This is a genomic window from Salinicola sp. LHM, from assembly GCF_034479735.1.
Lineage (GTDB): Bacteria > Pseudomonadota > Gammaproteobacteria > Pseudomonadales > Halomonadaceae > Salinicola > Salinicola salarius.
The window spans coordinates 3968233-3987378 of sequence record NZ_CP140261.1; the positions used below are offsets into that span (position 1 = coordinate 3968233).

At 64.3% G+C, this 19146-nt stretch carries 17 protein-coding genes; 8 read left to right on the top strand and 9 right to left on the bottom strand.

The genetic code is table 11. The annotated features are described in order from the left end of the window. The first annotated feature begins 85 nt into the window (after positions 1-85). On the top strand, positions 86-670 hold the full coding sequence (locus R5R73_RS18095; protein WP_322528247.1) for a TetR/AcrR family transcriptional regulator: 585 nt from the start codon (positions 86-88) through the stop codon (positions 668-670). On the opposite strand, the gene R5R73_RS18100 is transcribed toward R5R73_RS18095, so the two are convergent. From R5R73_RS18100 to R5R73_RS18120, 5 genes are all read right to left on the bottom strand, one after another. Beyond that, the gene (locus tag R5R73_RS18100; protein ID WP_322528248.1) at positions 671-1270 is read right to left on the bottom strand and encodes a class I SAM-dependent methyltransferase; all 600 of its coding nucleotides are present in this window, start codon (positions 1268-1270) and stop codon (positions 671-673) included. It lies immediately after the preceding gene. Positions 1271-1369: 99 nt separating this feature from the next. Further along, positions 1370-2146 (bottom strand): co-chaperone DjlA, encoded by a 777-nt coding sequence (djlA, locus tag R5R73_RS18105; RefSeq protein WP_110631052.1) that lies wholly within the window; start codon positions 2144-2146, stop codon positions 1370-1372. Positions 2147-2156: 10 nt separating this feature from the next. Beyond that, positions 2157-4133 carry a 1-deoxy-D-xylulose-5-phosphate synthase gene (gene dxs / locus R5R73_RS18110; RefSeq protein ID WP_322529620.1) on the bottom strand — a complete coding sequence of 659 codons (1977 nt, stop codon included), beginning with the start codon at positions 4131-4133 and terminating at the stop codon, positions 2157-2159. A gap of 17 nt (positions 4134-4150) precedes the next feature. Then, positions 4151-5041: a farnesyl diphosphate synthase gene (locus tag R5R73_RS18115; RefSeq protein ID WP_322528249.1), complete on the bottom strand. Its 891-nt coding sequence runs from the start codon at positions 5039-5041 to the stop codon at positions 4151-4153. Next, complete coding sequence (locus tag R5R73_RS18120; RefSeq protein ID WP_322529621.1) at positions 5031-5336, bottom strand: exodeoxyribonuclease VII small subunit; 306 nt, start codon at positions 5334-5336, stop codon at positions 5031-5033. The genes R5R73_RS18115 and R5R73_RS18120 overlap by 11 nt, the downstream gene beginning before the upstream one ends. Positions 5337-5729: 393 nt before the next feature. Here R5R73_RS18120 and R5R73_RS18125 point away from each other — a divergent pair, with 393 nt between their 5' ends. Continuing rightward, complete coding sequence (locus R5R73_RS18125; protein ID WP_322528250.1) at positions 5730-6896, top strand: zinc-dependent alcohol dehydrogenase; 1167 nt, start codon at positions 5730-5732, stop codon at positions 6894-6896. A 356-nt stretch (positions 6897-7252) separates the two neighbouring features. Next, positions 7253-8503: a phosphoglycerate dehydrogenase gene (serA, locus tag R5R73_RS18130; protein WP_322528251.1), complete on the top strand. Its 1251-nt coding sequence runs from the start codon at positions 7253-7255 to the stop codon at positions 8501-8503. Between the two features lie 97 nt (positions 8504-8600). Here the strand turns inward: serA and R5R73_RS18135 are convergent, their stop codons facing one another. Then, a complete protein-coding gene (locus R5R73_RS18135; RefSeq protein WP_087719624.1) occupies positions 8601-8780 on the bottom strand; it encodes a hypothetical protein in 180 nt (59 codons plus the stop codon). A gap of 156 nt (positions 8781-8936) precedes the next feature. Then, positions 8937-11045, bottom strand: a complete 2109-nt coding sequence (locus R5R73_RS18140) for a TonB-dependent receptor (RefSeq protein ID WP_322528252.1) — start codon at positions 11043-11045, stop codon at positions 8937-8939. 243 nt (positions 11046-11288) lie between these two features. On the opposite strand from R5R73_RS18140, the gene R5R73_RS18145 reads away from it, so the two are divergent. Next, on the top strand, positions 11289-12086 hold the full coding sequence (locus tag R5R73_RS18145) for an SDR family NAD(P)-dependent oxidoreductase (RefSeq protein WP_322528253.1): 798 nt from the start codon (positions 11289-11291) through the stop codon (positions 12084-12086). Positions 12087-12534: 448 nt separating this feature from the next. Here the strand turns inward: R5R73_RS18145 and R5R73_RS18150 are convergent, their stop codons facing one another. After that, the gene (locus R5R73_RS18150; RefSeq protein WP_322528254.1) at positions 12535-13767 is read right to left on the bottom strand and encodes an amino acid deaminase; all 1233 of its coding nucleotides are present in this window, start codon (positions 13765-13767) and stop codon (positions 12535-12537) included. A 221-nt stretch (positions 13768-13988) separates the two neighbouring features. On the opposite strand from R5R73_RS18150, the gene R5R73_RS18155 reads away from it, so the two are divergent. From R5R73_RS18155 to R5R73_RS18170, 4 genes are all read left to right on the top strand, one after another. Further along, on the top strand, positions 13989-14852 hold the full coding sequence (locus R5R73_RS18155; protein ID WP_087719620.1) for a MurR/RpiR family transcriptional regulator: 864 nt from the start codon (positions 13989-13991) through the stop codon (positions 14850-14852). A gap of 28 nt (positions 14853-14880) precedes the next feature. After that, positions 14881-16350, top strand: a complete 1470-nt coding sequence (locus R5R73_RS18160) for a D-aminoacylase (protein WP_322528255.1) — start codon at positions 14881-14883, stop codon at positions 16348-16350. Between the two features lie 64 nt (positions 16351-16414). Beyond that, positions 16415-16807: a RidA family protein gene (locus R5R73_RS18165; protein WP_071231068.1), complete on the top strand. Its 393-nt coding sequence runs from the start codon at positions 16415-16417 to the stop codon at positions 16805-16807. Between the two features lie 189 nt (positions 16808-16996). Next, positions 16997-18487, top strand: a complete 1491-nt coding sequence (locus tag R5R73_RS18170) for a sodium:solute symporter family protein (RefSeq protein WP_322528256.1) — start codon at positions 16997-16999, stop codon at positions 18485-18487. Positions 18488-18564: 77 nt separating this feature from the next. Here the strand turns inward: R5R73_RS18170 and R5R73_RS18175 are convergent, their stop codons facing one another. Next, positions 18565-19047, bottom strand: a complete 483-nt coding sequence (locus tag R5R73_RS18175) for an ureidoglycolate lyase (RefSeq protein ID WP_322528257.1) — start codon at positions 19045-19047, stop codon at positions 18565-18567. Positions 19048-19146: the final 99 nt, after the last annotated feature.

Consider the following 19146-nt stretch of genomic DNA (forward strand, 5'->3'; position numbering starts at 1 on the left):
AAAAAATGGCTAACTAACGGTCGTTAGTTTATTTCGACCCACAAGTCTTGGCAAGCTACGCCTTCAATCACATCGGAAGATTCCCTTGAACACCCGAGACCGCCTCAAGCAGATCGGCCTTTCGCTGTTCGCACGCCATGGCTACGAAGGCACGACGCTGGCGCAGATCGCCACGGCTGCCGGCATCAAGAAGCCTTCGATCTACAACCATTTCGACAGCAAGGCGGCGCTGTTTCTGGAACTATCCCGCGATGCCGACGACGACCTGATCGCACTGATCGATGCCAGCCTGGCCGATATGGCAGACGCCCCGTTCGAACAGCGACTGCGCCACCTGCTGCAGCAGTGCGCCACGTTTGCCTACCGCGAACATCAGGGCGTGTTCTACAAGCGCTTCCTGCTGTTCCCCCCGCAGGATCTCGTCACCGAAGCCGAGGCCATCACCGAGCAGGGCGAATCACAAATAGATCGACGCCTCGTTGCCTTCGTGCAGGAGGGACGCCGAATCGGCGCCTTGCGGTCGACATTGACCGACGACCATTTCGTCGCAGCGTTCTACTGCGTCGTCGATGGGCTGCTCTCGGAGACGTTCATGTATAAAAAGCGCGAGCTCGAACGCCGGTTCGAAGGCGTCTGGTCGGTGTTCTGGGCGGGCGTGATGGCAGGCTGATCAGGCACTTTCCGGCTTGCGATACGCCTGGTAGCAGTGCTGGTTGCGTTCGAGGGCGACCAGCGAGTGTATCTCCAGGCCGGGAATGTTGGCGGCTTCGAGCCTGCCGAGTGCGGAGATGGACTCCGGCGGACAGTGATTGCGCGGCGGTATGTCGTTCCAGCCCAACAGAAAGAGACCGCCGGGCTTCAGACAGACAACCGCGCCGGCGAAGGCGGCTTCCACCGCGTCAGGCTCGTTAAGACCCCAGCCCAGCACACCGTTGCAGATCACCGCATCCAAGCTGGCGGGCGCGACGTGATCGGCGATATCCGCCATGTTGGCGACGATATGCCGATCGCCGCCGAACGCCGCCTTGGCCGGATCGATTTCCATCGTGACCACGTCCGTCTGCGGGAGCAACCGAGGATAGTGCCGGGTATACCAGGCACAGCCGACCAGCAGCAGCGATTCCACTTCCGGGTCCCGGTCCAGCGCGGGCAACACGACATCCTCGAGCAGGCGCCGGTCGCCGTAACGGTAACGCAGCACCCATCCACTCTTGTCGATCGTGCCCAACACGCGGGCGGCAGTTCGATATAGATCAGCCTTCGCTGGCATGCAGTCACATCCTTGTTGCGGCTGTCTCGAGGTCGAATCTCTATCTAAGCGTGTTCGCCGACAGGAGACAATAGCGAACGCTGCCCGCGCAAGACGGCTTCAGCCCCCGCGCTGCTCCCGCGTTTTCTTGATCAGGTCGTAGGCGTTGCTGATCTCGCTGGTGCGCTCCTTGGCCATCTCGCGCATGCTCTCCGGCAACCCCTTGCCGGCCAGCTTGTCGGGGTGGTTTTCGCTCATCAGCTTGCGATAGGCGCGCTTGAGCTCGGCATCGGAGACATCCTCGGACACGCCGAGCACACGATAGGCGTCCTCCAGCGACTGACCGCTGGTCGCACCGCCCGCCCCCTGATGGGCACCGCCGCGCAGCATCGCTTCGATCTGCTGGATCTCGGCTTCGGAGAAGCCCAGGCCGCGCGCCACGCGCAGCAGCATGTCGTGCTCGGCGGGATGCATCTGGCCGTCGGCGGCGATCGCTGCCAGCTGCACCTGCAGAAATACCTGCAGCAACGCACGCTGGCCGCCGGTGACACGGCGGATCGTCTCGACCTCGGCGTCGAGATCGAACTCCGGCGACTTGCCGCGATTGAAGGCAGCCTTGGCGCGTTCGCGCATCTCCCCGCTCAGGTTGAGACGATCGAACAGCATCTCCGCCGTGCGGATCTCGTCCTGGGTGATGTGGCCGTCGACCTTGCACACGCAGCCCATCACCGCGAAGGTCGACTCCAGGAACTGGTGCTGGATATTGACCACGCGCCCCAGCAGCGTGCTGCGCAGCTTTCGGCTGACCCACCAGCCGATGGCGGCGCCGATCAGAAGGCCCGGCAACTTGCCGAAGAGATAGCCGATGACGGCGCCGATCAGAATGGCAATTGACATGAAGATCCTATCAGTCGTTGTTGATGTTCAGGCGACGACGGATGGCCGCTTCGATGCCATCGGCATCCAGCCCGCAATCGCGCAGTAGTTCGGCCGGCTTGCCGTGTTCGACGAAAATGTCGGGAATGCCCAGATTGAGCACCGGCACCTGCACGCCCTCGGCCGCCAGCAGTTCGATGACGCCACTGCCGGCGCCACCGGCCACGACATTCTCCTCGAGGGTGACCAACAGATCGTGGTCCCTGGCCGCCGCCAGAATCGCCTCGCGGTCCAGCGGCTTCACCGAACGCATGTTGAGGTGCGTCGCGTCGAGCCGCTCGGCGACCTCGGCCGCCGGCGTATTGAGGCTGCCGAATGCCAGCAGCGCAATACGCGCCTTGCCCTGTTCCGCCGTCGCTTCACGACGCCGCTCGGCCTTGCCGATCGGCACTCGCGCCTCGAGATCCGCCGGGATCTCGCTGCCCGGGCCGGTGCCGCGCGGATAGCGCACCGCCGCCGGGCCATCGTGGTGATAGGCGGTGGAGAGCATCGCCCGGCATTCCGCCTCGTCCGCCGGAGCCAGAATGATCATGCCCGGTACGCAACGCAGATACGAAAGATCCATCGCCCCGTGATGCGTCGGGCCGTCCTCGCCGACGAGGCCGGCGCGATCGATGGCGAAGGTGACATCGAGATGCTGCACGGCAACGTCGTGGATCAACTGGTCGTAGCCGCGCTGCAGGAACGTCGAGTAGATCGCCACCACCGGCTTCATCGCCTCGCAGGCCATTCCCGCCGCCAGCGTCACCGCATGCTGCTCGGCGATCGCCACATCGTAGTAACGTTCGGGATAGATCTGCGAGAAGCGGATCAGATCGGAGCCCTCGCGCATGGCCGGCGTGATGCCGATCAGCCGCGAATCCGCTGCGGCCATGTCGCACAGCCAGTCGCCGAAGACGTTGCAATACTTGCGCGGCTTGGGTCTGGTGGGCTTGGACCGGGTTTCGGATGAAGCCGATAGTCCACTCGCCGGCGGCGTGGTCGCGTCCATTTCGGGCGGTGTCGGCGGTGTCTTTTCCAGTTTGGTGATGGCGTGGAAGCCGATCGGGTCGGCTTCCGCCGGCCGAAAGCCGCGCCCCTTGCGGGTACGGACATGGAGAAACTGCGGGCCGTCGAGATCGCGCACGGCCTCCAGCGCCTGATTCAGCGCAGCCAAGTCGTGACCGTCGATCGGCCCGAGATAGTTGAAGCCCATCTCCTCGAACAGCGTCGCCGGGCTGATCATGCCCTTGACGTGCTCTTCGGTGCGCCGCGCGAACTCCAGCGCGCCCGGCAGGTGCGACAGTACACGCTTGCCGTTCTCGCGCATGGCGGCATAGGGCTTGCTGGTGAGAATCCGCGTCAGGTAACTCGCCATGCCGCCGACGTTTTCCGAGATCGACATCTCGTTGTCGTTGAGCACGACCAGCAGGTTGGCATTGACGTGCCCGGCATGGGCCAGCGCCTCGAAGGCCATGCCGGCGGTCAGCGCGCCATCGCCGATCACCGCGCAGACGCGGCGCTGCTCGCCCTTGGTCCGGGCGCTCAGCGCCATGCCCAGCGCCGCCGAAATCGAGGTGCTCGAATGGCCGACGCCGAAGGTGTCGTAAGGCGATTCCTCGCGCCGCGGGAACGCGGCAAGACCGCCGTACTGCCGGATGCTCGACAGCGCTTCGCGCCGGCCGGTGAGAATCTTGTGCGGATAGGCCTGGTGGCCGACGTCCCACAGCAGGCGGTCGTGGGGGGTATTCAGGGCGCGGTGGAGCGCTACGGTCAACTCGACCACGCCGAGCCCGGCACCGAAATGGCCGCCGCTGCAGCCCACGCTATAGAGCAGGTAGGCGCGCAGCTCATCCGCGACCTGCCGCTGCTGGGACAGTGACAGGTGGCGCAACCCCGCCGGCGACTCGAGCGTATCGAGCAACGGCGTCAGGGGGCGCTGAGTAGGAATCTCGTCGAACAGCTTCATAGACATGTCGTTACCGGTCAGTGATCGCGATCGATCATGAAACGAGCCAGCGCCGCCAGCGGCTGGCCGGCCTCGCCCAGCGGCTCGAGAGCGGCGAGCGCATCGTCGAGCAGATCGCGGGCGCGGCGCTGCGCCTGCGCAACGCCAAGTAGGGCGGGATAGGTAGGTTTGTCGCGGCGCGCGTCGGCGCCGGAGGTCTTGCCCAGCGTCTGGGTGTCGCCGGTGATGTCGAGAACATCGTCGTGAATCTGGAACGCCAGCCCCATGGCCGATGCGTAGCGGTCCAGCGCCGCGACTCGGGGATCGGACTCGTCGACCGCCACCAGCGCGCCCAGGCGGACCGCGGCCCGAATCAGCGCGCCGGTCTTGTGCTGATGCATCGCCTGCAGCGCCGCGAGATCCATCGGCGCCCCGACGGCGCCCAGATCGATCGCCTGCCCCGCGGCCATGCCGTCACGGCCCGCCGCCTGTGCGAGCGTCGTGATCAAGGCGCCCAGACGCGGATGCGGCCGGGATGCCAGTGCCTCGAAGGCGAGCGTCTGCAGCGCATCGCCCGCCAGGATCGCCAGCGGCTCGTCGAAGGCGCGATGAACCGTCGGCCGGCCGCGGCGCAGGTCGTCGTCGTCCATGGCCGGCAGATCGTCATGGACCAGCGAATAGGCATGGATCATTTCGATCGCCGCCGCTGGCGCGTCCAGCGCCTCGTCATCGGCGCCCAGCGCGCGCCCGGCCAGGTAGACCAGCACCGGCCGCAGCCGCTTGCCGGTCCCCAGCACGCTGTAACGCATGGCATCGTCGAGCGAAGCGCTGGCGCCATCCGCACGATTGAGCCATGTGGCCAGCACATGCTCGCTGCGCGACCGCGCGGCGTCGATCAGCCCCGCGGCGTTAGGCGTCTCAACGTTCATGGTTCGGCTCCTGGTCGAACGGCTCCGGGTCATCGAACGGAACCGCCTGCAGCGAGCCGTCGCTCTGCTCGAGCAGCGCCTGCACCTTGAGTTCGGCGCTGTCGAGGCGGTGCTGGGCATCCCGCGTCAAACGGATACCGCGCTCGAACGCGGTCAACGACGCTTCCAGCGTCAGTTCGCCGGATTCGAGCTGGGCAACCAATGTCTCGAGCTGATCCAGCGTCGCGGCAAAGTCCTTGGCAACGTCAGCGTTCTGGGAGGCGTCAACGTCCTGTGAAACGTCCTTGTCGGCCATCTTGTCGGGCATGGGGCTCTCATGTCATCGCTCGAGGACGCCCCAATGGCGCCGAGAGCGTTCTTCGAGGCACGGGCGTCGAAACGCTGCCGCACCGGTTCGGAAATGGCTCCTCAGTATACACCGCCGCCCCCCGGGGTCGTCTGCCCTTGGCGGCAAATCCGACGGCCTCGCGACGCTATCGCCATCGACACGCTTCCTGATTCGGTCGAATTCCGCCTTCATTGTTAACCCAGATCAACTTGAAAGCCGTTAACCGCATTTATCGGCACTATCGCGGCCATTCCATCCGAGATGCGCTGGAAGAGAGCCGACATGCGTTCTAACTTCAGGTGGGCGCAAGCGACCGTTGTGTCATCACGGAAGCCAAAATCATTGCAAGGAGCCACCTGCATGAAAGCACTGGTCTATCAGGGTAGTCACGACGTGCGCGTCGAAAACGTTCCCGAACCGAAAATCGAGCAGGACGACGATATCGTCCTGCGGGTCACCGCCACTGCCATCTGCGGCTCCGACCTCCACCTCTACCGGGGGTCGATGCCAGCCACCGAACCGGGCGACATCTTCGGCCACGAGTTCATGGGCATCGTCGAAGAAGCCGGCCCGGCGGTCACCCGCGTCAAGAAAGGCGATCGCGTCGTGGTGCCCTTCGTCATCGCCTGCGGCAGCTGCTTCTTCTGCCAGCACGCGCTCTATGCGGCGTGCGAGACCACCAATCCCGACGAGGGCGGCGCCCTCAACAAGAAGTCGATCCCCGCGCCGGCCGCGCTGTTCGGGTTCTCCCACATGTACGGCGGCATCCCCGGCGGGCAGGCCGAATACGTGCGCGTTCCCCAGGCGAATACCGGCCCGTTCCCCATCGCCGACGGGCTCGACGATGAACAGGTGCTGTTCCTGTCCGACATCCTGCCGACCGCCTATCAGGCGGTGCTGAACGCCAGCATCACGCCCGGCTCGAGCGTGGCGATCTTCGGTGCCGGTCCGGTGGGGCTGCTGTCGGCGGCCTGCGCCAGGATGGAAGGCGCCGAACGGATCATCATGGTCGACAATCAGCGCTATCGTCTCGACTTCGCCAAGCAGGCCTACGGCGTCGAAACGCTCAATTTCGATGAGGTCGATGATGTGGCTGAAGCGATCATCCAGATGACCGACGGCTACCGTGGCGTGGATGCGGTGATCGATGCCGTGGGCTACGAGGCCAAGGGCCACGGCGGCAAACTGCCGGCGATGGACAACTTCGAGGTCGAGAGCAGCGACATCGCTCTGCACCAGTGCCTGGCAGCGGTGCGTCGCGGCGGCAACATCAGCGTCCCGGGCGTCTATGCCGGCGCCGTCGACGGCTTTCTGATCGGTGATTTCTTCGACAAGGGCCTGACCATGAAAGGCGGCCAGACCCACGTTCATCACTACCTGCCCAAGCTGCTGGAAGCCATCGAGCAGGGCAAGCTCAAGCCCGAGGCGATCATCAGCCATCGCATGACGCTGGATCAGGCCGCCGACGGCTACCGCATGTTCGAAGACAAGCAGGACGACTGCCGCAAGATCGTGCTGACGCCCTGAACCGCCGCGCTGTCGGCAGGCTTCACTGCTGTCGACCGTCCCCCCAATAAGCCGCCCCCTCCCAACAAAACAAAACGGCATCTCGGACGCCCCCATGCGGGGCGTTTCGCGTCCGTCATTGGCTGCCTTGCCGCCAGCCCTCGCCGCCTATCGCGGCCGATCTTGAATGCACGGGGTTCATGTCGAAGCCGCGTCATTTTCATCCCGCCCGGCAGTGCCTGTGTTAAGCTGTGCGCCCGCTGGCGCCGCTGAGGCGGAGATTTCTGCCCCAGTCCCGCCAGGTCTTCCCCCCATGACCGCGACGCGGCTTTCATGCCACCGTCGCCACAAGCCGATGAAGAAGGGTTGATCCACCAATGGCCAAGACGTCTCTGGACAAGAGCAAGATCAAGATCCTCCTGCTCGAGGGCATTCACCAGTCCGCCGTGGATACGCTGCTGAACGCGGGTTACACCAATATCGAGACGCTCTCCACGTCGCTGGCCGAAGACGCTCTGATCGAAAAGATCCGCGACGTGCACTTCATCGGCATTCGTTCCCGGACCCAGCTGAACGAGCGGGTCTTCGCCGCGGCGGAAAAGCTGACTGCCGTCGGCTGTTTCTGCATCGGCACCAACCAGGTCGATCTCGATGCGGCGCTCAAGCGCGCCATCCCGGTGTTCAACGCGCCCTACTCCAATACCCGTTCGGTGGCGGAGCTGGTGCTGGCCGAAACGATCATGCTGCTGCGCGGCATTCCCGAGAAGAACGCTCGCGCACACCAGGGCGGCTGGCTGAAATCCGCCAAGAACTCGCATGAAACCCGTGGCAAGACGCTAGGCATCATCGGTTACGGCAGCATCGGCGCCCAGCTCTCCGTACTTGCCGAATCGCTCGGCCTCGACGTGCTCTACTACGACGTGGTGACCAAGCTGGCGATGGGCAATGCGCGCCAGGTGGGCAGCCTCGAGGAGCTGCTGGCCCGCGCCGACGTGGTCAGCCTCCATGTGCCGGATCTGCCGTCGACGCGCTGGATGATCGGCGCCGAGCAGATCGCGCTGATGAAGCAGGGCGGCATCCTGATCAATGCCTCGCGCGGCTCGGTCGTGGATATCGAGGCCTTGGCCGAAGCGCTCAAGAGCGGCAAGCTGCTGGGCGCGGCGATCGATGTCTTCCCGGTCGAGCCCAAGGGCGCCGACGAGGAGTTCACCTCGCCGCTGCGCGGTATCGAGAACGTGATCCTGACCCCGCATATCGGCGGCTCCACGCTGGAAGCGCAGCAGAACATCGGCATCGAAGTCGCCGAGAAGCTGGTGACCTACTCCGACAACGGCACCACCATCACTTCGGTCAACTTCCCCGAGGTGGCGCTGCCTTCGCATCCGGACAAGCATCGCCTGCTGCACATCCACGAGAACGTGCCCGGCGTGCTCTCCGAGATCAACCGCGTGCTGTCCGAAAACGGCATCAACATCGCCGGCCAGTTCCTGCAGACCAACGACAAGGTCGGCTACGTCGTCATCGACGTCGACAAGGCCTACGGCAAGCAGGCGCTGGAAGCGCTCAAGCAGGTCGACCATACTCTGCGCCTGCGCGTGCTCTACTCCGAGAGCGATTATCAGGCCTGAAGCACGACCAGGCCTGAAAAGATGCTTTAATGAGCCGACGATCGAAAAGCCGTCCTTGGGCGGCTTTTTACGTCAGGTCAGGCGTATCGCTACGTGTTTACGGCAGCTCGCCGGAACCATTCTGCCCACGCGAAGCATCCGCCGGATTGCTGGTCGGCCCTTCCTGAGGCACGCCCGCTTTCACCTCGCGCTGCCCGTCGTTGTAACGATTGAACGTGCAGCCGCCGATCAGGGAGAACAGGACCAGCGCCCCGGCAAACGCAATGAGAATTCGCATAACGGTTCCTTGAATCATCGTTGATGGCGGCGATGCTCGAACGCCGCTCTCGTATTGTGGTCATTCACACCAGACATTCACTCCGGACATCCATACCGGACATCAGCTATCGACACACGACATCGAGGCGAAACCTCCTCGCGGGACATCGCCGTGTCAGAAGTCGATACCGATACCAGCATAGACCGTCCGCCCCGGTGCCGGATCGAAATAGCGCGCGTTGGTCGCGTTGATGATCACGTTGGCATAGTGCTCGCGGTCGAACAGGTTGCGGATGCCGACATAGCCCTTCAGCCAGGTATCGCCGCCCAGCCGCCAGCCATCGCCGCCGCGCAGGTTGACCAGCCAGACGTCGTCGATCTTCACCTCGTTGGCATCATCGGCCATCATCGAACCGATGTACTGGGTTTCCACCGTCGCGAACCTCTGGCCGAGCCCCTGCCAGGTCAGGCGATTGACCCAGGTCTTCTCCGGCAGGCCGGGAATCCGGTTGCCGTCATAGTTGCCGTCGGCGTCCTCGAAGTCATCGAATTCGTACTTGGCCAGCGTCAGCGCGCTATCCAGGCGCCAGCTGGGCTGGAACTGCCAGCCCAGCGCCGCCTCGATACCGTCCTGCTGGCTCTTGCCGGCATTGCGATAGTAGTCGCGACCATCGATCTGATAGGAGACCAGTGAATCCCGCACCCGGGTCGAGAACAGCGCCACGTCGTAATCGAGGCCGTTGTCGAAATTGCCGCGCAGGCCGATCTCGCGATTCCACGCCTTCTGCGGTTCGATGCCGGGATTGAAGCCCCCGACACCGGCCGGGTTGGCGAACTCGGCAAAGGTCGGCGTCTCGAACGACGTGCCCGTCGACAGATAGACCTGATGCGTGGGCAGGTAACGGAAGCTGAGCCCGGCACTGCCGCTCCACTGCTCGAAGGTACGGTCGCCGCTGTCGTCGCCATCGTCGTTGGCGAGGTCGATATAGTCGTCGTCGATATCGAAATCGACCCGGTCGTAACGGGTACCGAGCGAGAGTGTCCAGCGCTCGGTCAGGTCGAGATCGCCCTGTAGAAAGGCACCCAGCGAGGTCGCTTCCTGCGTTTCGTCGGCGGTGCGCCCCTGATGATCGCCATCGATGTTCACCGCCTCCCGGTAACGGTCGTCCACCTGACGCCCCACGTCCACGCCGGCCATATAGCGCAGCGGCAGCTCGCCCAGCCTCAGCGACTGGTGATACTCGGCGCTGCCACCGTAGTAGTCGCGATCGTAGGCAACGAAGTTGTCGTCACCCGCATAGGCCAGCTGCTGCTGGTAGTCGCGCTTGAGATAGAACCCCTTGAGGTAGAACTCGCCGGGGCCGGCGGAGAGATCCTCGTACTGCAGGCCGAGCACCTGCTGATCGACCTCCTGCCCCGCGTCGATACGGGTCGGCGAGTAGAAATTGCTGTCGACCGTGCTCTTTCGATCGGCGTCCACGGCTGCCGCGGTCAATCCGCCCGGGTCTTCGGCGTAGGGGCTATCCAGCAGATTGACGATCGCCGTGAGCGCGCGATCACTCCCCAGTTCGCGACGCAGCTTGGCGTTGAGCAGGTATTTCTCGGTCGAACTGTGGTCGCGATAGCCGTCGACATTGAGCGCCGACACGCTGATGTGGTGCGACCAAGGGCCGTTGACGCCGCCGTTGCTGACCGACGTCTTCTGATAGCCGTCACTGCCACCTTCGATACGGATATGGCTACCCGGATCGTCGCTGCCGTCCGCGGTGGTCACGCTGATCACGCCGCCGGCGGCATTGCCGTACTGCACCGCGCTGGGGCCGCGAATCACTTCGATGCGCTCGGCGCTGTCGAGATCGATCGCATCCAGCTGCGCCTGACCGTCCGGCAACGTGTAGGGAATGCCATCGACCAGCACGGTGATGCCACGCACGCCCCAGGGCGTTCGCGCGCCAAACCCGCGAATGGAAACCCGTTCGCCCTGGGCGAAGTTGTCGCGATTCTGCAGGAAGAGTCCGGGCACCGTAATCAGCGACTCGTCCAGACGGACCCGCTGCTGCCCCTGCTGAATCTCCTCGCGCTCGACCACCGAGACGGCGGCCGGCGTGGCATACAGCTCGCGGGAAAGTCGCGGCGCGGTCACTTCGATCACCGGTTGCGCGGCCGCCGACGGGCTCGCGGCAGACGGCGCCGAGCCGGACTGTGCCGTGCCGGACTGTGCCAGTGCCACGCCGGGCAGGACGGCACCCAGATATAGGGCCGTTGGAAGGTAGCGAAATTTCATGGCGTTCCCTGCAATGGAGGTGTTGCCGCTTTTCCAGCGGCTTGTGAAGACGTGATGTGTCGCTTTTGGCGAGCGTTCCGACTCGCACGGTCACAGACGGGCGCCATTTTTACGCCTCGATGGCGCTCCCGCAAGGCCAAGCCTCACGGCTGCCGGTTGGCAAGAATTCGCGACCTTGACCATGCTGGAGGCTCGAATACTGCATTCCTCGAGCAATCCAATCGTAAGCAGGGAGGCTTGGCAATGGATTTGGGCATTCTCGGTAAAACCGCATTAATCACGGGCGCGCAAAGTGGTATCGGCCTGGCCACGGCCCACACCCTGGCGGCCGAAGGCGTCAATCTGGTGCTCACCGATCTCGACCCGCAAGCGCTCGAGCGCGCCGCCAACGATTTGCCGGGCGAGCCGCTATGCCTGACGGCAGACGTGACGCGGCAAGCGGAAGTGGACGAACTGGTCGCCAAGGGCGTGCAGCGCTTCGGCGCGATCGATATCGTCATCCATACCGCCGGCGTGACTGGCGCCAAGGGCGATCCGCTGGAACTCACCGACGGGGATTACGAGCACGCCTGGCAGATCGACTTCTTCTCTGCCGTGCGAGTGGCTCGCGCCACCATTCCTGCCATGCGCGATCGCGGCTGGGGCCGTTTCATCTGCATCACGTCGGAAAACAGCGTTCAACCCTACTGGGAAGAGGCGGTCTACAATACCGCGAAGGCGGCGCTGAGCACCTTCGTCAAGAACCTCTCCTACAAGGAAGCGGCACACGGCGTGCTCTGCAATACCGTGGCCCCCGCTTTCATCGCGACGCCCATGACCGACGGCATGATGAAGCAGCGCGCCGATCAACTGAGCGTTTCCTTCGAAGAGGCGATCGCGAGTTTTCTCGAGAACGAGCGCCCCGGCATCGTCGCCAAACGCCGCGGCGAAGCGCAGGAAGTCGCCCATGTGATCGCCATGCTGGCGTCACAGCACGCCTCTTTCGTCAACGGCAGCAATATCCGTGTCGACGGCGGCTCCGTCATCTCCGTTCAGAATTGAGCGCGCCGCCAGACGGCCAGCCGTTCCAACGAACGACGGCGCCGAGCCGACGAGCGACAGAGCGGAGAGCCCCGTCGCTCGCTCAGGCGTCACCAAGAGGTGGCATATACCGAACCTTCCCTCCGGCATCAGCCTTCACAGCGGCAACCCCAGGCATAAACCAGGCATAAACCCCTGGCATAAAAAAGGCGAGCCAATGGCTCGCCACAAACTTCCGTCAATGATTCGTTAGGTCTCATCCCGACGGAAGAGCGCTCGGGAATGGCACGCCTGCCCGGATACCGCCGGGCCTGATCCGCGAACCATCGCATGACTGTCGTGCAGCCAACGGCGCGGAAAAATGGCCGCGACCGATGCTCACAGGGTGCCAAATTAAGCGAGCAACGCCCGAGCGTCAATATTTATGGAAACCGTTTCCACTTTTTTAATGGCGGATGCGGCGCCGTTATCAGAAGCAGGTTTCGAGAATGTCCTTCACCTCCAGCCGCTCGTCGACCAGCAGCAGGCGGCGCCACTTGTCGAAGGTCAGGCAGGGGTGCGAGGTACCGAAGGCGATGACATCGCCGACGGCGATCTCGGCATCCGCCGGCACCTCGAGAAAGACGTGCTGATCCATGATGTGTGTCGTTCGCCACGTGCTGATATCGCTCGGCGTCGCGTTCTCCGTGGCCGATGAATAAAGACGCAGCGGCAACGGCAGGTCCGGTTCGTGGCCGATATCGCGCTTGCCCAGCGCGACGATCGCCAGGCCCGGTTCGGGTAGCGACTGCACATGAGCGAACACCTCCAGCGCCGGCTGCAACTCTCCCTCGAGCCCGGGGTGGCGCGACTTCACGGCGTCCATCGCACCGGCATACAACTTGTGATCGTGAACCACGTAGCAGCCCGGTCGCAGTACCGGCGTGTAGCGTTCGCGCGACTCAGTCTTGAAGAACGCCTTGTCGAACGCCTCGGCAATCAGATCGAACCACTTGGAGCCGGACGCGGTGACGATCGGCGCCTCGCGCTGGAGCACGCCGCTGGCCTGCAACGTCCGGACGGTATCGACCAGTCGCTCACCATAGGCGCGCACGGCAGCGACCTCGTCGCCACCAGCGATCATCCCTTCGTAACCTTCGATACCCACCAGCGCCAGCGCCGGCTGTTCCGCAATCGCCGCCACCAGCGCCTCGACCTGTTCGGCGTCGCGGCAACCGCAGCGACCGCCGTCGATGCCCAGCTCGATCAGCACGTTGAGCGTTAGGCCACGTTCGGCGAAATAGCGCCCCAGATTGCGCACGTTATCGGCACCATCGACCACGCAGTAGTATTCGAGGCCACGCTCGATGGCATCCGCGATCAGCGCCATGTTCGGTCGGCCGACCAGTTGATTGACCATCAGCACGCGATCGATGCCATGCGCATGCGCCGCCACCGTCTGCACCGCCGTCGCCAGCGTGATACCCCAGGCGCCCGCCTCGATCTGACGCTTGAACAGCGCCGGCGCCATCGTCGTCTTGCCGTGGGGCGCGAGTTTGGCGCCGTGATCGTCCGCGAAACGCTGCATCCAGGCGAGATTGTGCGCCAGCGGTGCCTCGAAGATCGCCGCCGCCGGCAGCGGCACGTCCGCTAGCAGATTGGCGGGGGTCGAAAGCGGCGTGCCTTTCTGCGGCGGCGCCGAAGACGTTATCGGGTCAGCCATCGGTTCTTCTCCTGTCGTGAATGTTGTGCTTGTGGTGATCGTCGTCACCAAGAATGCCGGGGCGAGTCTGTCTTCTCAGCTCTTTGTCTCAGCTCAGTCCTTTGTCCCAGTCCTTTGTCTCAACCCTATTTCTCAACCCTTTGGGGTATTTACTAACACACAAAATAAAAATATGTTAGTGACTAACATCTACTGACTGCCTATCGACTATCGAGCCCAACGTGAGCCAGGAAATCGACATCTTGTCGCACATCACCGCCTGCCTGCCGAGTCTGCGCGAGGCGGAGAAGAAGGTCGCCAATCTGATCTTCGACGATATCGACTTCGTCGCGGAGGCCAGCATCGGCGAGATCGCCAGGCGCGCCGAGGTGAGCGACGCCACGGTGACCCGCTTCGCCCGCGCGGTGGACTGTCGCAACGTGCGCGACCTCAAGACGCGCCTGACCCGGGCGCTGGCTGCCGGCCGCCGTTTCATCCAGGAAGCCAGCGAGGACGATGGCCTCGGGGTGATCTACGACACCGCCGCCCAGACGCTGGCGCTCAACCGCACGCTGATGGAGCAGGCGGACGTCGAGGGCGCGGTGGCGATGCTCGACGACGCCCGCCAGATTCTGGTGTTCGGTGCCGGCGGCGGGTCGACGGTGATGGCGCAGGAGCTGCAGTTCCGGCTGGTCCGCCTCGGCTACGCGATCAGCGCCTATCCGCAATCGCTGCTGCCGCGCATGGTCGCTTCGACCCTGGAGCCCAGCGACGTGGTGGTCGCGCTGTCCGTCACCGGCTACACCCCGGAAATCGTCGAGGCCGCCGAGCTGGCGCGCCAATACGGCGCCCGGGTGCTGGCCGTCACCGCGGTCGGCTCGCCGTTGGCCAAGGTGGCCGATATCACGCTGCCGCTGGCCGCCCGCGAGACCGATTACATCTATTTTCCGTCGTCGTCGCGCTACGCCATGATGGCCGCCATCGACATGCTGGCCCTCGGTCTGGCGCTGCGCCACCGCTCGCGCACCCGCGACAAGCTGCGACGACTCAAGATCACTCTCGATGCCCACCGCGGCGGCGACAACCGCCAGCCGCTGGGGGATTGAGCGTCACGAGCCGCTTTCAGGAGCCACCATGCCCCATGATTTGTTGATCCGCCGCGCCAGCGTCATCGACGGCAGCGGACGCGAGCCTTTCATTGCCGATGTGGCGATCGAGGGCGACCGGATCGTCGCCATCGGCGATCTGGGTGATGCCGATGCCCGCGAAATGATCGACGCCGAAGGGCTGATGCTCACCCCCGGCTTCATCGACGTGCACACCCACGACGACACCAACGTGATTCGCACCCCCCAGATGCTGCCCAAGCTTTCCCAGGGCGTCACGACGGTGGTGGTCGGCAACTGCGGCATCAGCGCCAGCCCGGTGAAATTGGCCGGCGAGGTGCCGGACCCCATGAACCTGCTCGGCCGCGCGGAGGATTTCCGCTACCCCACCTTCGCCGCCTATGCCGAAGCGATCGAGCAGGCGCGACCCAGCGTCAACGTGGCGGCGCTGATCGGCCATACTAGCCTGCGCAGCCAGGTCATGGATCGTTTCGACCGAGCCGCCAGCGACGACGAAATCGCCGCCATGCGCGAGCAGCTGGAAACGGCGCTGGCCGAGGGCGCCGTGGGCATGAGCTCCGGGCTCGCCTACCGCAACGCCTATCACGCCCCCACCGCCGAGATGAACGCGCTGGTCGAGGCGGTCGGCCGCGCCGGCGGCGTCTACACCACGCATCTGCGCGACGAGTTCGCCGGGCTCCCCGAAGCCATGGACGAAGCCTTCGCCACCGCCAGACATGGCCAGGCGCCGCTGGTGATCTCGCATCTCAAGTGCGCCGGTGCCGGCAACTGGGGCAACGCGCCCAGGGCACTGGCGAAGCTCGACGACGCCGCGCTTTCCCACAGCGTGCACTGCGACTGCTACCCCTATACCGCCGGCTCCTCGACGCTGGATCTGGGTCAGGTCACCGACGAGATCGACATCTTCATCACCTGGTCCGACCCGCATCCGGAGATGGCGCGCCAATCGCTGAAAGCGATCGCCGAGCAGTGGGAGCTGTCGCTGATGGACGCCGCCCGGCGTCTGCAGCCGGCCGGCGCGGTCTATCACAACATGAGCGAGTCGGACATGCGCCTGGTGCTGTCGCATCCGCTGTCGATGGTCGGCTCCGACGGGCTGCCCAACGATCCGCATCCGCATCCGCGTCTATGGGGCGCGTTCCCGCGGGTGCTGGCGCACTACAGCCGCGATCTGAAACTGCTGCCGTTGACCGAGGCGGTGCGCAAGATGACCGGGCTTTCCGCCGCCAACTTCGGCCTGACCGACCGCGGCGAGATCCGAGTCGGCGCCTTCGCCGACCTGGTGTTGTTCGATCTCGACGCCCTCGAGGACACCGCGACCTACACCGCGCCGATCGCCAGGGCGAGCGGCATCGAGCGGGTCATCGTCAACGGCGTGGTCAGCTATCGCCAGGGCGAGGCCAGCGAATACCGAGCCGGACGTTTGCTGCGACGCCGAACCCGGCTGTCGGCGGAGCCTTCCCGCACCGCCTCATGATTTTTCATTCACCCGATAACCCGAAACCGTTATCCCCCATCCCGTCAATCCAGGAGATTCAACCATGAGTATCAAACGTTATGGCGTCGAAGGCGGCGTCGGCACCGGTGGCCAGAAACTGCCCTTCGCTCGCGCCACCGAGGCAGCCGGCTGGCTGTTCGTCTCCGGCCAGACACCGATGACCGACGGCGAAGTCGTCGAGGGCAGCATCATCGAACAGTCGCGACTGGCGTTCGCCAACTGCCTGAAGATCGCCGAAGAGGCCGGCTACGGTGTGGAAGACGTGGTCCACGTCACCGCCGTGCTCACCGACGCGCGCTACTTCAGCTCGTTCAACAAGGTGTTCAAGGAAGTGTTCGGCGACCATCCGCCGGCGCGGATCTGCAGCGTTCAGGACCTGGTGGTGGACTGCAAAGTCGAAGTGGACATCAAGTGCTATCGCGCCGACAGGGCCTGATACGTGCCTGCGCGTACGCATCGCTCGAAAGATGATCGAATGCGTTGACGAGACGCTTTGAAACATCTGTAAGAAAGGTGGTCGCGCCCCGGCAAGGGCGCGACCGGCAGCATAAAACCCTATGGACCAGGTTGTTTAACACTGCTCCGGTCGCGGCAACGACCGGAACGACAATTATAAGAGGTCAATATGAACAGTCACGTTTTCCTCGGGGCCTTCATCGCCTACGTGCTCGTCATGATCGCGTTCGGATGGTGGGTGTCCCGCAACAGTCGCAGCAACGGCGACGATTTCCTGCTGGGCGGACGTAGCGTCCCGATCTTTCTTACCATCGGCACGACGGTAGCGACCATGGTCGGCACCGGTTCCAGCATGGGCGCGGTCGGGGTCGGCTATGCCAACGGCTGGGCCGGTGCGCTCTACGGCATCGGCGGTTCCATCGGCGTGCTGCTGCTGGCGTTCTGGTTCGCCCCGGTGCGCCGCTTGCGCTTCATGACCATGAGCGAGGAACTTTCCTACTACGTCGGCGCCAATCGCTGGGTGCGCAATATCGTTGCCGTGCTGATCTATATCGCCTGCATCGGCTGGCTGGGCGCGCACATTCTCGGCGGCGGGCTCTACCTCTCGTGGATGGCGGGAATCGACCTGACCACCGCGCGCATCCTGGTGGCGCTGGGCTTCGGTGTCTATTGCGTGATCGGCGGCTACATGGCGGTGATCTGGACCGATACCGTGCAGGCGGTGGTGCTGTTCGTCGGCTTCATCGTGATGGCGATCATCGCGCTGTTCGAGGTCGGCGGTTTCTCCGGTCTCGGCGCCAACATGGACATCGCGGCCACCAGTTTCCTGGGCATCGACAAGATCGGCCTGGTGCCAGCCATCTCGCTCGCCGCGGTCATTGCCGTCGGTGTGCTGGCGACGCCCTCCTACCGCCAGCGAATCTACTCCGGCAACTCGGTCGGCTCGGTGCGCAAGTCGTTCGTGATCACCGGCATCCTCTATCTGTTCTTCTCGATCATCCCGGCGATCATCGGCATGGCGACTCACGCCCTGAATCCCGGACTCGACAACAGCAACTTCGCCTTCCCGTTTTTGGCGACGGAAATCCTGCCGCTGTGGCTGGGCCTGCTGCTGCTGGTCGCGGGGCTGTCGGCGACCATGTCCAGCGCGAGTTCGGATGCCATTGCCGGCGTGTCGATCCTGCTGCGCGACGTCTACGTGCTGTTCACCGGCCATACGCCGTCGGCACGCAAGGTCGTGGGCCTGTCGCGGCTGGCGCTGGTCGCCACCATCGGCCTGGCGCTGCTGTTCGCGCTGACCTCCAACAACGTCATCAGCTACATCACCAGCATGATCGCGACCGTGATGGCGGGGATGTTCGTCTGTGGCGTGCTGGGGCGCTTCTGGCCGCGCTACAACTGGCAGGGCGCCATCGCCACGCTGATCGCCGCGTCCGCGACCTCGCTGGCGGTGATCAATGTGGACAGCTGGACGGCGTTCTGGGGCAACCCCAGCATTCCGGCGGTGCTGGTCGCGCTGGTCGTGGGCGTCGTCGTCAGCCTGGTCACGCCGGCCTCCAAAGTGCCCCCGGAGCAGGCGCTCAAGATCATCGATGACGAACGCGAGCGCATGGAGCTGGAGGAAGACCCGGCGACGGCCGTCAGCGGCAAGACCGCCTGAGCCAACTGCAAATGATGCTTTCGATGCCCCGCACTAGCGGGGCATCGTCGTTCTCGACTCGCGCCCGCTGATCCACTCTAGACCACCACCCGGATTGCCATCGGCCGCTCGTCGAGATTGTCGGCCCCAGCGCGGTCAACGACGAGGAACTCGCCTTCCCGTTCCAGCACCGAATGGATCGCGTGCCAGGTGCCGGCCCGGTAGTTGACGCCCTGGCGGCCGTCGGTGACGAAGGCGCGGATCTCGTCCGGGTCGATGTCGTCTCCCGGCGGCGCCACGACGACGACGAAGCGCTCTTCGTGCAGCGGCATGAACGCCTGACTGCCCAGCGGATGACGTTCGAGCAGTTCCAGCTCCAGCGGCAGCGTGACCGGCTGGCTGACGAACACGCTGATCAGCGGCCGCGAAGGGGCGCCCAGGATCTCCACCCGGGCCAGATCGTGATGGCGCTGCGTGCGCCCGCCGTTGATCGGGAATGACTCGCTGACACGTGCGTCGATCACCTCGCCGAACGGCGCGAAAGCCTCCGGCGTCAGCTTCTGGGCCTTCAATTCCAGCATGACTCTCTCCCCTTGGTGCTTCGTTTCAATCTAGCTTCGTTCCAATCTAGCTTCGTTCCAATCTAGCTTCGCTTCAATCTAGCGCTTTATCGTATACAA

What these genes read in the sequence shown, in the direction of transcription:
- R5R73_RS18100 (WP_322528248.1), bottom strand. Translation starts at nt 1,270, where the DNA reads ATGCCAGCGAAGGCTGATCTATATCGAACTGCCGCCCGCGTGTTGGGC.
- R5R73_RS18165 (WP_071231068.1), top strand. Translation starts at nt 16,415, where the DNA reads ATGAGTATCAAACGTTATGGCGTCGAAGGCGGCGTCGGCACCGGTGGC.
- R5R73_RS18135 (WP_087719624.1), bottom strand. Translation starts at nt 8,780, where the DNA reads ATGCGAATTCTCATTGCGTTTGCCGGGGCGCTGGTCCTGTTCTCCCTG.
- R5R73_RS18160 (WP_322528255.1), top strand. Translation starts at nt 14,881, where the DNA reads ATGCCCCATGATTTGTTGATCCGCCGCGCCAGCGTCATCGACGGCAGC.
- R5R73_RS18120 (WP_322529621.1), bottom strand. Translation starts at nt 5,336, where the DNA reads ATGGCCGACAAGGACGTTTCACAGGACGTTGACGCCTCCCAGAACGCT.
- R5R73_RS18115 (WP_322528249.1), bottom strand. Translation starts at nt 5,041, where the DNA reads ATGAACGTTGAGACGCCTAACGCCGCGGGGCTGATCGACGCCGCGCGG.
- R5R73_RS18125 (WP_322528250.1), top strand. Translation starts at nt 5,730, where the DNA reads ATGAAAGCACTGGTCTATCAGGGTAGTCACGACGTGCGCGTCGAAAAC.
- R5R73_RS18175 (WP_322528257.1), bottom strand. Translation starts at nt 19,047, where the DNA reads ATGCTGGAATTGAAGGCCCAGAAGCTGACGCCGGAGGCTTTCGCGCCG.
- djlA (WP_110631052.1), bottom strand. Translation starts at nt 2,146, where the DNA reads ATGTCAATTGCCATTCTGATCGGCGCCGTCATCGGCTATCTCTTCGGC.
- R5R73_RS18140 (WP_322528252.1), bottom strand. Translation starts at nt 11,045, where the DNA reads ATGAAATTTCGCTACCTTCCAACGGCCCTATATCTGGGTGCCGTCCTG.
- dxs (WP_322529620.1), bottom strand. Translation starts at nt 4,133, where the DNA reads ATGAAGCTGTTCGACGAGATTCCTACTCAGCGCCCCCTGACGCCGTTG.
- serA (WP_322528251.1), top strand. Translation starts at nt 7,253, where the DNA reads ATGGCCAAGACGTCTCTGGACAAGAGCAAGATCAAGATCCTCCTGCTC.
- R5R73_RS18145 (WP_322528253.1), top strand. Translation starts at nt 11,289, where the DNA reads ATGGATTTGGGCATTCTCGGTAAAACCGCATTAATCACGGGCGCGCAA.
- R5R73_RS18150 (WP_322528254.1), bottom strand. Translation starts at nt 13,767, where the DNA reads ATGGCTGACCCGATAACGTCTTCGGCGCCGCCGCAGAAAGGCACGCCG.
- R5R73_RS18170 (WP_322528256.1), top strand. Translation starts at nt 16,997, where the DNA reads ATGAACAGTCACGTTTTCCTCGGGGCCTTCATCGCCTACGTGCTCGTC.